This is a genomic window from Kitasatospora sp. NPDC054768 (genome assembly GCF_053612025.1).
On sequence record NZ_JBSHBN010000021.1, the window covers coordinates 34,239 to 47,809 of the forward strand.

Annotated in this window: 11 protein-coding genes and 1 pseudogene; 7 read left to right on the forward strand and 5 right to left on the reverse strand. The window is 75.3% G+C overall.

Annotated elements, in window-relative coordinates:
* Nucleotides 1-55: 55 nt before the first annotated feature.
* Complete coding sequence (efeU, locus tag ACWGKU_RS09205; RefSeq protein ID WP_452177841.1) at nt 56-2,125, forward strand: iron uptake transporter permease EfeU; 2,070 nt, start codon at nt 56-58, stop codon at nt 2,123-2,125.
* The gene (gene efeB / locus ACWGKU_RS09210; RefSeq protein ID WP_452177842.1) at nt 2,125-3,447 is read left to right on the forward strand and encodes an iron uptake transporter deferrochelatase/peroxidase subunit; all 1,323 of its coding nucleotides are present in this window, start codon (nt 2,125-2,127) and stop codon (nt 3,445-3,447) included. Before efeU ends, efeB begins: the two co-directional genes overlap by 1 nt.
* A gap of 54 nt (nt 3,448-3,501) precedes the next feature.
* On the opposite strand, the gene ACWGKU_RS09215 is transcribed toward efeB, so the two are convergent.
* Both ACWGKU_RS09215 and ACWGKU_RS09220 read right to left on the reverse strand, forming a co-directional pair.
* Complete coding sequence (locus ACWGKU_RS09215) at nt 3,502-4,935, reverse strand: HAMP domain-containing sensor histidine kinase (protein WP_452177843.1); 1,434 nt, start codon at nt 4,933-4,935, stop codon at nt 3,502-3,504.
* Entirely contained in the window at nt 4,932-5,612 is a 681-nt protein-coding gene (locus ACWGKU_RS09220; RefSeq protein ID WP_359908776.1) for a response regulator transcription factor, read from the reverse strand. The genes ACWGKU_RS09215 and ACWGKU_RS09220 overlap by 4 nt, the downstream gene beginning before the upstream one ends.
* 188 nt (nt 5,613-5,800) lie before the next feature.
* On the opposite strand from ACWGKU_RS09220, the gene ACWGKU_RS09225 reads away from it, so the two are divergent.
* Nucleotides 5,801-7,300 (forward strand): glutamate synthase subunit beta, encoded by a 1,500-nt coding sequence (locus tag ACWGKU_RS09225; protein ID WP_452177844.1) that lies wholly within the window; start codon nt 5,801-5,803, stop codon nt 7,298-7,300.
* A 424-nt stretch (nt 7,301-7,724) separates the two neighbouring features.
* Complete coding sequence (locus ACWGKU_RS09230) at nt 7,725-8,231, forward strand: YcxB family protein (protein ID WP_401049167.1); 507 nt, start codon at nt 7,725-7,727, stop codon at nt 8,229-8,231.
* A 71-nt stretch (nt 8,232-8,302) separates the two neighbouring features.
* Here ACWGKU_RS09230 and ACWGKU_RS09235 read toward each other — a convergent pair whose 3' ends face one another.
* Nucleotides 8,303-9,664 (reverse strand): MFS transporter, encoded by a 1,362-nt coding sequence (locus ACWGKU_RS09235; RefSeq protein WP_401049165.1) that lies wholly within the window; start codon nt 9,662-9,664, stop codon nt 8,303-8,305.
* Between the two features lie 127 nt (nt 9,665-9,791).
* Between ACWGKU_RS09235 and ACWGKU_RS09240 the strand changes: the two are divergent.
* Nucleotides 9,792-10,385 (forward strand): annotated as a pseudogene (locus tag ACWGKU_RS09240) (TetR/AcrR family transcriptional regulator C-terminal domain-containing protein); the annotation flags it as partial.
* Between the two features lie 96 nt (nt 10,386-10,481).
* Nucleotides 10,482-10,994, forward strand: a complete 513-nt coding sequence (locus ACWGKU_RS09245; protein ID WP_452177882.1) for an isochorismatase family protein — start codon at nt 10,482-10,484, stop codon at nt 10,992-10,994.
* A gap of 65 nt (nt 10,995-11,059) precedes the next feature.
* On the opposite strand, the gene murQ is transcribed toward ACWGKU_RS09245, so the two are convergent.
* Entirely contained in the window at nt 11,060-12,019 is a 960-nt protein-coding gene (gene murQ, locus ACWGKU_RS09250; protein ID WP_452177883.1) for an N-acetylmuramic acid 6-phosphate etherase, read from the reverse strand.
* 113 nt (nt 12,020-12,132) lie between these two features.
* Between murQ and ACWGKU_RS09255 the strand changes: the two genes are divergently transcribed.
* Nucleotides 12,133-12,750 carry an endonuclease gene (locus ACWGKU_RS09255; protein WP_452177845.1) on the forward strand — a complete coding sequence of 206 codons (618 nt, stop codon included), beginning with the start codon at nt 12,133-12,135 and terminating at the stop codon, nt 12,748-12,750.
* A gap of 59 nt (nt 12,751-12,809) precedes the next feature.
* On the opposite strand, the gene ACWGKU_RS09260 is transcribed toward ACWGKU_RS09255, so the two are convergent.
* Nucleotides 12,810-13,490 (reverse strand): DUF6445 family protein, encoded by a 681-nt coding sequence (locus ACWGKU_RS09260; RefSeq protein WP_452177846.1) that lies wholly within the window; start codon nt 13,488-13,490, stop codon nt 12,810-12,812.
* Nucleotides 13,491-13,571: the final 81 nt, after the last annotated feature.

A 13,571-nucleotide genomic window follows, 5' to 3' on the forward strand; every position in this document is an offset into this window, starting at 1 on the left:
GCGGAGCGAGAACAGGTGAACGACCCGGGCCGGGCCCGGGGAAGGAGCCCGCCGCATGTGGGACGAGGCGTTTCCCAGCTTCCTGATCGGGCTGCGCGAGGGCCTGGAAGCCGGACTGATCGTGTCGATCCTGGTCGCCACCCTGGTCCGGGCGGACCAGAAGGCCCGGCTGCCCCAGGTGTGGACGGGCGTCGCGGCGGCCGTCGCGCTCAGCCTGAGCTTCGGCGCGGTGCTCACCTTCACCGCCGCCAACCTCTCCGGCCACGCGCAGGAGGCCTTCGGCGGGGTGCTCAGCCTGATCGCGGTCGGTTTCGTCACCGCGATGGTGTTCTGGATGCGACGCTCGGCGCGCACCCTCTCCGCCGAGATCAAGGAGAAGGTCCGGGCCTCGCTGGCGATGGGCGCCGGTGCGCTGGTGCTCACCAGCTTCCTCGCGGTCGCCCGGGAGGGCCTGGAGACCTCGCTCTTCCTGTGGACCAACGTGCGCACCGCCGGCGAGTCCACCGGGCCGCTGATCGGCGCGGCCCTCGGCCTGCTGCTCTCCGCCGGGCTCTGCTGGGGCCTGTACCGGCGAGCCCTGCGGATGAACCTCACCCGGTTCTTCACCATCACCGGCATCGGCCTGATCGTCGTCGCGGCGGGCGTGCTCGGCTACGGCCTGCGGGACCTCCAGGAGTCCGGGCTGATCGGCGGCGGCACCTCGTACGCCTTCGACCTGGGCGGGCACCTGGACGCCTCGTCCTGGTACGCGACGCTCGTTCAGGGCACGCTCAACCTGACCGTCACCATGACGGTGCTCCAGGTCGTCGGCTACGTCGCCTACCTGGGCATCGTGATGACGCTGTTCATCGAGGGCGTCCGCGGCGGCACCAGTGCCCCGGCCGCCGCGCCCGTCGCGGCAGCCGCGCCCGTCGCGGAGAAGCCCGCCGGGGCCGACGCGGAGTCCGAGGCCCCGCCGGCGCGGGCCGGCCGGCCGCGCTGGGTGCTGCCGACCGCGGCGGTCGCCGTCCCGGTGGTGCTGGCCGGCGCCGTGATCGCGATCAGCGACGGCAAGCAGGGCGGCTCCGCCACCGTCGCCGTCTCCGAGCAGGAGTGCGGCAAGGGCTTCGCCGCCCCGCGGCCCGGCCAGCAGGTGTTCCAGATGCGCAACACCGGCGACAAGGTCGCCGAGGTCTACCTCGTCGACCCGGGCACCGGCTCGGTCTACGGGGAGATCGAGGGCCTGGCCCCCGGCACCACCCGCGCCCTGACCGCCACCATCGGCTCCGGCGACTACGCCTGGCGCTGCGTGCCCACCGGCGGGAAGCCCGTCACCTCGGCCGCCGTGCACGTCAGCGGCGCCGCCGTGGTCAAGGCCGTCAAGCCGGTCGCCGAGGGCGACCTCAAGGCCCCGCTCGACGGCTACAAGGAGTACGTCGGCCAGGGCCTCGCGACGCTCGTGACGCAGAGCCGGAAGCTCCAGGCCGACGTGCGCTCCGGCGACCTCGCCACCGCGAAGGCCGACTGGCTCGCCGCCCACCTCCAGTACGCCTCCCTCGGCGCCGCGTACGGCACCTTCGCCGACCTCGACGGCAAGATCGACGGCCGCCCGGACGGCCTCGCCGACAAGGAGAAGGACCCGGGCTTCACCGGCTTCCTGCGCCTGGAGTACGGCCTCTGGCACGGCCGGTCCGCCGAGGAGCTGACACCCGTCGCCGACGACCTGGCGCAGAACGTCGACCAGCTGGCGCACGACTTCCCCGGGCAGGACTTCGCCCCCGGCGACCTGCCGCTGCGCGCCCACGAGATCCTGGAGAACACCCTCCAGTTCGAGCTGACCGGCGACACCGACATGGGCAGCGGCACCAACCTGGCCACCGCCCAGGCCAACCTGACCGGCACCCAGGAACTGCTGACGCTGCTCCAGCCGCTGCTCGACGAGCGGGACCCGCAGGTGCTCGTCAAGGCGAACGCCGGCATGAAGCGGGTCGGCGACCTGCTCGCCGCCGCGCACCGGCCCGAGGGGTGGACCCCGGTCGACCGGCTGCCCGCCGACGCCCGCCGACAGCTCAACGGGGCAACCGGCGAACTGCTCGAAGACCTCGCCCCCGTCCCCGCCCTGCTCGAAATCCGGAAGGCCGCCTGATGACCGACCACACCGCAGCCACCGGGTCCTGCCCCTTCCCGCACGCCGCGCCGGCCGAGGCCGCCGCGGAGGGCGGCTGCCCGGCCGGACCGGCCCGGCGCAGTTTCGTCCGGGCCGCGCTCGGCGCCGGAGCCGGCGCGGCCGTGCTGGCCGGTGGCGGCCTCGCCCTCGGCGCCTCCCAGGCCGCCGCCGGGGACGGCAAGCAGGAGAAGGCCGGGGCGGTGCCGTTCCACGGGGCCCACCAGGCCGGCGTCACCACCCCGGCCCCCGGCTTCGCGGCCTTCGTCTCCTGCCAGGTGATCGCCCAGGACCGCAAGGGCCTCGAAGCGCTGTTCCGGACCCTGACCGAGCGGATCCGCTTCCTCACCGCCGGCGGCACCCCGCCGGACCTCGGGGTCGGCGCGCCGCCCTCGGACAGCGGCATCCTCGGCCCGACCGTCCCCGCCGACCACCTGACCGTCACGGTCGGCGCCGGCGCCTCGCTCTTCGACGACCGCTACGGGCTGGCCAAGGCCAAGCCGGTCAGGCTCGCGCCGATGAAGACCTTCCCGAACGACAACCTCCGGGCCGCCGAACTGCACGGCGACCTCTCGCTGCAGATCTGCGCCGACCGCCAGGACACCGTGCTGCACGCACTGCGCGACATCACCCGGCACACCCGGGGCGCGATGCAGATCCTCTGGCGGATCGACGGCTTCCAGAACCAGTCCCGCCCGGACGGCGCGCAGCGCAACCTGCTCGGCTTCAAGGACGGCATCGTCAACCCCGACACCGGCTCCGCGCGCGAGATGGACCGGCTGGTCTGGGTCGCCGACGGGACGGGCGAACCCGGCTGGGCGACCGGCGGCAGCTACCAGGTGATCCGCATCATCCGGATGCTGATCGAGTTCTGGGACCGCGTCACCCTCACCGAGCAGGAGAAGATGTTCGGCCGCCGCCGCGACACCGGCGCGCCGCTGGACGGCGCCCGGGAGACCGACGCGCCCGACTACGCCAAGGACCCGGACGGCAAGGCGATCCCGCTCGACGCGCACATCCGGCTGGCCAACCCGCGCACCGCCGACACCGACACCTCGCGCATCCTGCGCCGGGGCTTCAACTACGACCGGGGCGTCGACCAGGCGGGCAACCTGGACATGGGCCTGGTGTTCTGCTGCTACCAGCAGGACGTGGTGCGGCAGTTCGAGGCCACCCAGACCCGGCTGATCGGCGAGCCGCTGGTGGACTACATCTCGCCGACCGGCGGCGGGTACTTCTTCGTCCTGCCGGGCGTGAGGGACGAGGCCGACTGGCTCGGGCGGGGGCTGCTGGCCGCCGTCTGACGGCGGGTTCCACCGCGGGCCCGGCGCCGCCACGCGCCGGGCCGGTCCGCGCCGTCAGCCGCCGAGGGTGAAGCCGATCACCGCGCCGCCGCCCTCCCGGTTGGCGGCGAAGGCCGTCCCGCCGTGTGAGCGGGCCACCTCGTGCACGATGGCCAGGCCCAGTCCGGAGCCGGGCAGGCTGCGAGCGGCGGTGGCCCGGTAGAAGCGGTCGAAGACCCGGTCGAGGTCGGCCTCGTCGATGCCCGGGCCGCGGTCGCGCACCTCCACCCGCGGGCCGCGCACCACCACCTCGATCGGGCCGGTCCCGGAGGGGTCGAACTTGGCGGCGTTGTCCAGCAGGTTGCCCACCGCGCGGGCCAGCGCGTCCGGCCGGGCGGTGACGACGGTTCCGTCCGCGTCCACCACGATCTGCCGGTCGCTGCGCCGCCGGGCCTGGGCGGCGGCCTGCCGGACCACGTCGGCGAGCACCACCTCGGTCGGCCGCTCGTCCGCCCTGCGGTCCGCCGCGAGCGCCACCAGCTCCTCCACCAGCTGGGCCAACTCCCGTGACTCCTCCATCAGATCGGCCATCAGCGCGGCACGTTCGGCGGGCGGCAGCCGGTCCAGGCCGGGCAGCACCGAGAGGTTGGTGCGCAGGCTGGTCAGCGGGGTGCGCAGCTCGTGCCCGGCGTCCTGCACCAAGCGGCGCTGGTTCTCCTTCGCGGTGGCGAGCCGGACAAGCATCCGGTCGAAGGCCCGGCCGAGCCGGCCCACCTCGTCCGTTCCGGCGGCGGGCACCGCGACGTCCAACCGCCCACTGGTGGCGACCAGTTCGGCCGCGGCGGTGAGCCGGACCAGCCGTCGCGTGATCCGCCGGGCGAGCAGCCGGCCGGCCCCGCCGGCGAGCACCGCGACGATCGCCACCAGGGCGACCGTGCGGGTCCGCAGGGCGGTCAGCAGCTTCTCGGTGGGCCCGACCTGCTGGATGATCTGGACCGCCCCGCGCCGCCCGCCGAGCGAGACCACACCGACCCGGTAGGCCTCGCGGTGCTGGTGGCGCAGCCCGATCGAGGTGCGGCCCGGCTGGTCGGCGTGGGCGAGCTCGTGGTCGGACGGGCTCGGCGGCAGGTCGAGCCGGGCGGTGCCGGGCAGCACCGCGCCGTCGGGGTCGAGCGACTGGGTGGTGACCCGGATCGGGCGGACCAGGTCGGCGCTCAGGCCGCTCGGGCCGGCGAAGTCGCCCGGGAAGAGGACCTCCCGCTGGACCTGCCGGCCGACGGAGTCGACGGCGGCGCCGAAGTCGGCGGTCTCGTCGTCCCGGATCAGCCGCGCGGCGGCGTCGTAGCCGAGTGCGCCGATCAGCACCGCGACCAGCGCGGCGATCGCGGCGAAGGCCAGCGCGAGGGTGGTGGGCAGGCCCGGGCGCGGCAGCCGGGGGAGGCGGCGGGCCGGGTGCGGGAACCGCGGGAACCGCAGGAACCGGGGGAGGCGGCGGGCGGGGCCGGTCACGGCTCGCGCAGCGTGTAGCCGACGCCGCGGACGGTGTGGATCAGGGGCACGAGGCCCGGACGGTCGAGCTTGCGGCGCAGGTAGCCGATGAACACCGCGAGGTTCTTCGAACCGGGGCCGAAGTCGTAGCCCCAGATCTGCTCGTACAGGGTGGCCTGGTCGAGGACGGCGCCGGCGTGCCGGACGAGCAGCTCCAGCAGGTCGAACTCGGTGCGGGAGAGTTCGAGCTCCCGGCCGGCGCGCCAGGCCCGACGGGCCGGCGGCTCGACCCGCAGGTCCGCGACGGTCAGCGCCTCGGCGGCGGGCTCGGGCGGGTGGCGGCGCAGCAGGGCGCGCAGGCGGGCGAAGAGCTCGTCCACGTCGAAGGGCTTGACCAGGTAGTCGTCGGCGCCGGCGTCGAGGCCGGCGATCCGGTCGGGGACCTCCACCCGGGCGGTGAGCATCAGCACCGGGGTGCGGTCGCCGGCCGCGCGCAGCCGGCGGCAGACCTCCAGGCCGTCCGGCTCGGGCATCATCACGTCGAGCACCAGGACGTCCGGGCGCTGTTCGGCGTGGACGGCCAGGGTCTGGGTGCCGTCGGCGGCGACCCGCACCCGGTAGCCCTCCAGCATCAGGGCGCGGGCGAGCGAGTCGCGGATGGCCCGGTCGTCCTCGGCGATCAGCACGGTGTGCGTCATGGCGGAGATTCTCCCTGACGTGCTCACGGCGCTTCCGGTCGGGGCCGAGGTGTTCCGGGTCCGCTCCGCGGCCCTCCCCGACGGCCGCGGCTGTTGCGCGGTGCTTCGCGGGCGTACGGTGGCCGTACGGTGGCGCGCCGCCGGGTGGGCCGCCTGGTTCGAGTCGGCACGCCCTGCCGGAGGCCGCGATGGCAGACCGGATGGCCTTCTTCACCACCCCGCGCGCGGAGCGGGCGCGGCGGGACGCGCGGGAGCGCCTGGGCGACTGGCGGGAGGTGTACCGGCCGGGCGAACTGCTGCCGGTGGTGGGCGGGCAGGCGGGGCGGTGCATGGACTGCGGGCTGCCGTTCTGCCACCACGCCTGTCCCCTGGGGAACCTGGTGCCGGACTGGAACCGGCTGGTGGCGGAATCGGGGACGGGCCAGGAGCCGGGGGCGGGAGCGGATTGGCGGGCGGCCGCGGCACGGCTGCTGGCCACCAACAACTTCCCGGAATTCACCGGGCGGCTCTGCCCGGCGCCCTGCGAGAGCGCCTGCGTCCTGGCGATCGACGGCGCCGCGGTGGCGATCAAGAACGTGGAGCTGGCGATCGCCGACCGGGCCTGGGAAGCGGGCTGGGACGGGCCCCGGCCGCCCGACCGCCCCGGTGGGCGGCGGATCGCGGTGATCGGCTCGGGTCCGGCCGGGCTGGCCGCCGCCCAGCAACTGACCAGGGCCGGGCACACCGTCACGGTGTACGAACGGGCCGACCGCGCGGGCGGACTGCTGCGGTACGGCATCCCGCCGTTCCGGCTGGAGAAGCACCGGCTGGAGCGCCGACTGGACCAGCTGCGGGCCGAGGGCGCCGCCTTCCGCACCGGGGTGTGGGTCGGCCGGGACGTTCCGGGCGAGGAACTGCGATCGGGGTACGACGCGGTGGTGGTCGCGGTGGGGGCGACCGCCTGCCGGGAGCTGGCGGTGCCGGGCCGGGACCTGTCCGGGGTGCACCAGGCGATCGACTACCTGACCTGGGCGAACCGGGTGGACGAGGGCGACCGCCCGGTCTCGCCGGTGTCCGCCGAGGGGCTGGACGTGGTCATCGTCGGCGGCGGGGACACGGCGGCGGACTGCCTGGGAACGGCGCTCCGTCAACGCGCCGCCACGGTCACCCAACTGGACATCAACCCCCGCCCGCCGCAGGACCGGGCCGCCGGACAGCCCTGGCCGGTGCACCCCAAGGTGTACCGGGAGACCACCTCGCACGAGGAGTCCGGCGCCGCGGAGGCCGGGCCCCGGGTGTTCGCGGCGACCACCGTCGGCCTCGAAGCCGGCCCGGACGGCCGGCTGGCCGCCGTCCGCTTCGCCGAGGCCGAACCGGCCGACCGCAGCCCGCGGACGGGCACCGAGCGGAGCCTGCCCGCGCAGCTGGTGCTGCTCGCGCTGGGCTTCACCGGGCCGGAGCCGGACCGGCGGCTGTTCGCCCAGCTCGGCCTCACCACCGGGTCGGCGGGCACCCTGGCCCGGGACGACGGCTTCGCCACGGAGGCGCAGGGTGTGTTCGTGGCGGGGGACGCCGGACGCGGGCAGTCACTGATCGTCTGGGCGATCGCCGAGGGGCGGGCGGTGGCGGCGGCGGTGGACCGGTACCTGCGCGGGTGGACGGAGCTTCCGGCGCCGATCCGGGCCTCGACGCGGGCGCTCACGGTGTGAGTCCGGGAGCACCCGCGCCGGGGCGGGCCGGGTCGGGGCGACTGTGGCGTCGCCGGGGACGAGGTTGTCCGCCTCCGAGCTGAAGACGACCCACCGGTCGTCCGCCGTGATCCGGCCGCCGTAGGAGCCGAGGGTGGTCGTCGTCCCGGGCAGGCCGGTGCTGACCAGGGTCTCGGTGCCCTGCTTCAGGTCGCGGACGTAGACCTCGAAGTGACGGTCCCACTGGGTGTCGCCGTGCAGGACCCAGGACGAGTAGACCGCGTAGCGGCCGTCGGGGCTGATCGAGGGGTTGACCACGCCCTTGTAACCGCCGTCGCCGTCGCATCGGGTACGTACGGTCTTTGCTACGATCCGGCGAAGCTGGTGTCAGGAGTTGTGCGTACACGGGTCGGAGGGTGGGGACGTGGGTTCCGATGGACGGGCGGTGACGTCGGTCGAGGTTCGCTACACCCCGACGGCCGCCGACTTCCGGGAGGCCTTCGCGGCGTGGGACCGGCGCACGGTGGCCGGACGCCGGTCGCGGCGAGCCGTGTACACGGTGGCCGCCGGCGGGACGGCGGTCGCCGGGCTGCTCGCCGTCCTCGGCGGGACGGTGCTGCTGCTGGCCGCCCTGCTGGTGATGGTCGCGCTGCTCGTGGTTCTCGCGGGGCCCGGGACGCGGGTGCGGCGGGTGACGAGGGCGGCGGCGGACAAGGGCGAGTTCAGGGTCCTGCTGGACGACGACGGGGTGGTCGTGAGCACCGAGGCCTCGGTCACCGAGTTCTCCTGGCCGGAGCAGCGGTACTACCTGGAGACGCCCCGGCTGTTCCTGCTGCTGACCGGCAACGAGGAGACGGGGGTGCTGACCATGCTGCCCAAGCGCGGGGCCGACGACCTCCGGGGGCTGGGGGAGCTGATCGACCGGCACGCGACGGCGCTCGTCCCGGACTGAGCGGTGGTTCCTGGGGCGGTTCCTGGGGCGGTCCCTTCGGTGGGGCCGATGCGGCCGGGGCGAGGGGCGCGTCACGGGGTGGGCTCCGCCGGGCCGGCCCGGTGCGCCCGCCGGTCGTAGCGCCAGAGCGCGGGGATCGCGGCGGACAGCGCGGCCGAGCTGCCGAGGCAGAGCAGGCCGCCGGTGCGCAGGGCCGCCCGGATGCCCTGGCGGGCGGCGAGCCCGCCCGCCCGCAGGTCACCCAGGGCCGGCCCGGCGGAGCCGATCAGCATCTCCAGCCCGGCCGCGCGGCCCCGGAGTTCGTCCGGAATGGACTGGTTCCAGATGGCGCTGCGGAAGGTGTCGCCGATCCAGTGGGCACCGCCCGCGACGGTCAGGCAGAGCAGGACGGCCCACAGGCCCGGGGCGAACGCGGCCGCCGCCGTCGCCGCGCCGACCAGGGCGGCGGAGAGCAGGACGGGTCGGCCGTGCCGGTGGACCCGCTCCGCCCACCCCCCGGTCGCGGCGGCGATCAGGCTGCCGACCGCGCCGGCCGAGTAGAGCAGGCCGAGCGCCCAGGTGGCGTCCAGGTCCGCGGCCAGGAACGGGAAGAGCGCGGTGGGCAGGGCGAAGACGGTGGCCGCGAGGTCGGCCAGGTAGGTGCCGATCAGGTCCGGGCGCCGGGCCGCGTACCGGGCGCCGTCGAGGAACTCGGTGAGCTGCGGCGCCTCGGCGTCCCGCTCCGAGGGGACCGGCCGGACCCGGGCGAGCAGGGCGATCGAGAGCAGGAAGGTGCCGAGGTCGACCAGGTACGCCGCCGGGACGCCGGCGGTCGCGATCAGCAGGCCGGCCGCCGCCGGGGCCGCCACGCCGCCGATGCTCCAGCGCAGCGAGAGCAGGGAGCCGGCCGCCACCAGCTGGTCCTGGGGCACCAGCCGGGGGACCATCGCCTCGACCGAGGGCTGCTGGACGCCCTGGAGCGCCGCCGCCAGCCCGGCGGCGACGTACAGCGGCCAGACGGCGGGGGCGCCGAGCAGCGCGTTGGCCAGCAGTAGGGCGCTGAGCGCGGCCAGGGCGACCTCGGTGGCCAGGGCGACGGTGCGGCGGTCGGCGCGGTCGGCGAGGACGCCGCCGTAGAGGCCGAACAGGACGGTGGGCACGAGTTCGACCGCGCCGACCGCGCCCACGGCCAGCGGCGAACCGGTGAGGTCGGCGATCTGGAGCGGGATCGCCGTCATGGTGAAGATCGAGCCGAGCAGGGTGACAGTGCCCGAGGTCCAGGTCAGCCGGAAGTCGCGGGAGGACCGCCAGGGCGCGGTGTTCGGCAGCAGGCGGAACCAGCGGCGGTGCGTTCCGGGGGTGGTGTTCGGTCCGGAGGCGCTGTCCGTTCCGGGCGTCGGGCTCGGTCCGGGCGTTGGGCTCGGTCCGGGGGTCGGGTTCGGTCCGGAGGTCATGAGGGGTGGGATCCCTTCGCGGCCGTCGGTGTCGCGACGGCTCTCCTTATCGCTGATAAATTCCAGCTCGGGAACTTATCGGCGATAAGGTGGGTCTGGCAAGCGGACGACCCAGGAGGCCGATCGGATGGCTCTGAAGCGCGACGAGGTGGTGCGCACGGCGCTGCGCCTGCTCAACGAGGAGGGCATCGACGGGCTGACCACCCGGCGGCTCGCCCGCGAACTCGGCGTCCAGTCACCGGCGTTGTACTGGCACTTCACGAGCAAGCGGGAACTGCTCGACCTGATGGCCGAGGCGATGCTCGCCGAAGCCCTCCCGCCCGACCGTGAGCCGGACCCGGCGCGCTGGCCCGAGTGGATCGCCGCCGACGCCCGCGCCAAGCGCAACGCCCTGCTCGCCTACCGCGACGGCGCCCGGGTGCACGCCGGAACCCTCCCGACCGAGGACGAACTCCCGGCGGTCGAGGCCCAGTTGAGTGCCCTCTGTGGAGCGGGCCTGCGCCCGCGAACGGCGCTGCGCCTGCTGCTGACCGTCGACCGGTACATCATGGGCTGGGTCACCGAGGAGCAGGCCTGGCGACAGGACTCCGCGGGCCGCGACCGGCCGCCGTTCCCGGACGAGGCGCTGTGCGAACTGCCCTTGCTGCGCGAGGCGGTCGACGTCCTGCGGATGACCGACCACGACGCCGACTTCGAGTACGGGCTGCGGGTGCTGATCGAGGGGTTCCGGACGGAGATCGCGCGGGAGGCGGCGCAGGGCGCCCCGGCGCCGGACCGGGCCCCGGGGGCCACTCGTCCGATGGACCGGCGTGACCCCATGACCACCCTTGACCCCCGCAGCACGGCCCTGGTCCTGATCGACCTGATGGACCGGATCGTCGCCAACCCGCTCGCGCCGCGCACCGGTTCGGAGGTGCTGAAGGCCTCGCTGGAGCTGGCCCGGAAGTTCCGGGCGGCGGGCGCGCCCGTGATCGCGGTACGGGTCGAGCGGCCGAACGTGACCGAGCAGCCGCCCGGGAGCGGGCTGCCCGCGGAGGTCGCGGCGGCGGCCGACGAGGTCGTGGTGAAGCGCACCATCGGCGCCTTCCAGGGCACCGGCCTGGACGAGCTGCTCCGGGCGCGGGGCGTGGAGACCGTGGTGTTCGCCGGGATCGCGACCAACCTCGGCGTGGAGTCGAGTGCCCGGGCCGCCGGCGACCACGGGTACCGGCTGGTGTTCGTCGAGGACGCGATGGCCGCGCTCACGGGGGAGGAGCACCGGGCGTCGGTGGAGCTGGACTTCCCGCGCCTCGGCGAGGTCGTCGCGGCCGCGGACGTGCGGCTGGGGTGAGCCGGCGGGGCGGGTTGCCGCCGGTTCGGTGGCGGGCCGCTACGGCCGGGCGACGCGGAGGGCCGCTACGGCCGGGCGAGGCGGAGGGCTTCGCGCAGCCGTCCGTCCGAGGCCGTGAGCAGGCGGGCGGCGGTGGACGCGTCCACGTCCGCGAGCAGGGACAGGATCGCATCCTTGGCCCGGCCGCCGGTCGCGGTCAGGGCACGGTCGACCGCGGCCTCGTCGGCGCCGGTCGCCTCGGCGACGATCCGTCGGGCACGGTCGCGCAGCTTGTCGTTGGTGGCGCGGAGGTCGACCATCAGATTGCCGTACGTCCGGCCGAGCCGGACCATCACGGCCGTGGAGAGCAGATTGAGCACCAGCTTCTGCGCCGTGCCCGCCTTGAGCCGGGTCGATCCGGCCAGCACCTCCGGGCCGACTTCCACCTCGATGCCCAGCTCGGCCGCGGCGGCGAGCGCCGAGCCGCGGTTGCACGCCAACCCGACGGTCAGCGCCCCGGCCGCCCGCGCCGCACGGACGGCGGCCAGCGGATAGGGCGTCCGGCCGGACGCGGAGACGCCCACCAGGGTGTCGGCGGGAGTGAGGGCGAGCGCGGCCACGTCGGCCTCGGCGAGGTCGGTGCGGTCCTCGGCGCCCTCGGCCGCCGCGGTGACGGCCGAGCGCCCGCCCGCGATCAGACCGACGACCAGCGCCGGATCGGTGCCGAAGGTCGGCGGGCACTCGACGGCGTCCAGCACACCGAGCCGCCCGGCCGTCCCCGCGCCGGCGTAGACCAGCCGGCCACCACGCGCCATCCGGGCGGCCACGGCGTCGACCACGGCGGCGATCCGCTCCAACTCCCCGGCGACGGCGGCCGGAACCGTGCGGTCCTCGGCGTTCATCAGGCGGAGCAGCTCGACGGTGGGCAGTCGGTCGATCGCGGCCCAGTCGGGGCGGACGGTCTCGGTTGCGGGTACGGCGTCCCGGCTCACGCCCGCCCCGCTCCGCCCGGCAGGGGCCTGCGCCCGCGCGCACCCGTCGACGATTCGCCCCCAGCCTCCGGCCGGGGGTGTCCCCGTGCTTCGCTCACTCATGCGGCGAGCCTCCCCGGGTGCGGGGCGTCCGAATCCGGGCAAGCGTGGGGGAGGAGGTGAAGGCCGTGGAACCGACCGTTGCCGAACTCCTGGACCGGTTCGGCCGCACCTACGCGGAGGAGGCCGGGATCACGCTGCGCGACAAGCCCTCGCCGCTCTACCGGCTGCTCGTCCTGACCGTGCTGTGCTCGGTGCGGATCGGCGCCGGTACCGCCACGGCGGCGGCCCGGGAACTGTCGGCCGCCGGACTGCGGACCCCGCGCGCGATGGCGGACGCCCGGCGCCGGACGCTGATCGCCGCCCTGGGCCGGGCCCACTACGTGCGCTACGACGAGAGCACCGCCACGGCGCTCGCCCAGGGGGCCGGGCTGCTGCTCGACCGCTGGCACGGCGATCTGCGGCGGCTGCGGGAGGAGGCCGGGGGCGAGTCGGAGCGGATCGGCGAGCTGCTCCGGGAGTTCCCCCGGATCGGGCCGGTCGGCGCCGGGATCTTCCGGCGCGAGGCGCAGGCGGTCTGGCCCTCGCTGCGGCCGTACGTCGACGAGCGGGCGCTGGCGGAGGCCCGGACGCTCGGGTTGCCGGGCGAGCCGGACGGGCTGGCGGCGCTGGTCGGGCCGGGGGACCTGGCCCGGTTGGCGGCGGCGCTGACCAGGGCGAGCCTGGCGCACGTGGGGGCCGGGTGAGGGGCGGGTCGGCCCGGTGCCGGGTGAGGGCCCGACGGTCCGAGAAGGTGCGTGCCGGATCAGGCCATCCAGAAGAAGACCGCCGTCATCCGCCGCTCGGCCAGGTCGGTGCCGTAGTAGCCGGTGGCGCTGTGGATCAGGTTGGCGTGGTAGAGGAGCAGCTGGTTGTAGCGGTTGGGGACGCGGACGTCCTCGGTGAAGTGGTCGGCCGGTACGTGGCGGGTGCCGAGCGCCTCGACCAGGTTGTTGTGCGGGGCGTTGACCAGGTTGCCGCCGAGGCGGCCGCCGGGGAACTGCTGGCGGTAGAAGCTGGTGCCGGCGTCCTTGGGGGCGCCGGGGCTCAGGTAGAGGACGGCGGCGTAGCGGCAGAGCGCGCGGGAGTCGGTGTGCGGGCGGGACTCCGACTCCCCGGCGCCGACGACCTGGACGCAGTTGTGGTTGAGGGTGCCGCCGCCCGGGGTGCTCTGCACCCAGAGTCGGGAGGCCCCGGTGGCCTTGCGGACCAGCGACTCGACCCGGGCCAGCTCCTCGGGTTCCAGGCCCGGCATGGTGCGCAGTCCGGGCCAGGTCTCGGGGCGGTGCGGGTAGCCCTCGGTCCAGTCCCCGCGGGCCAGGCAGCGCTCCCGGACGGCGTCCGGGTCCGGCAGCACGTCGTCCAGGACCCAGTAGTCCCGTCCGCGGGTGGGCTTGCGGTAGGGCAGGACCGGCAGGGTGGTGGGCCTGATGGGCTGTGAGGGCATGGGCCGACCATAGAGGCGGTGATCGTCAACCTTCTGCCGTGAGCAGGTCAACCTTTCGTCAAGGGTGACCAGGCCCGGGAC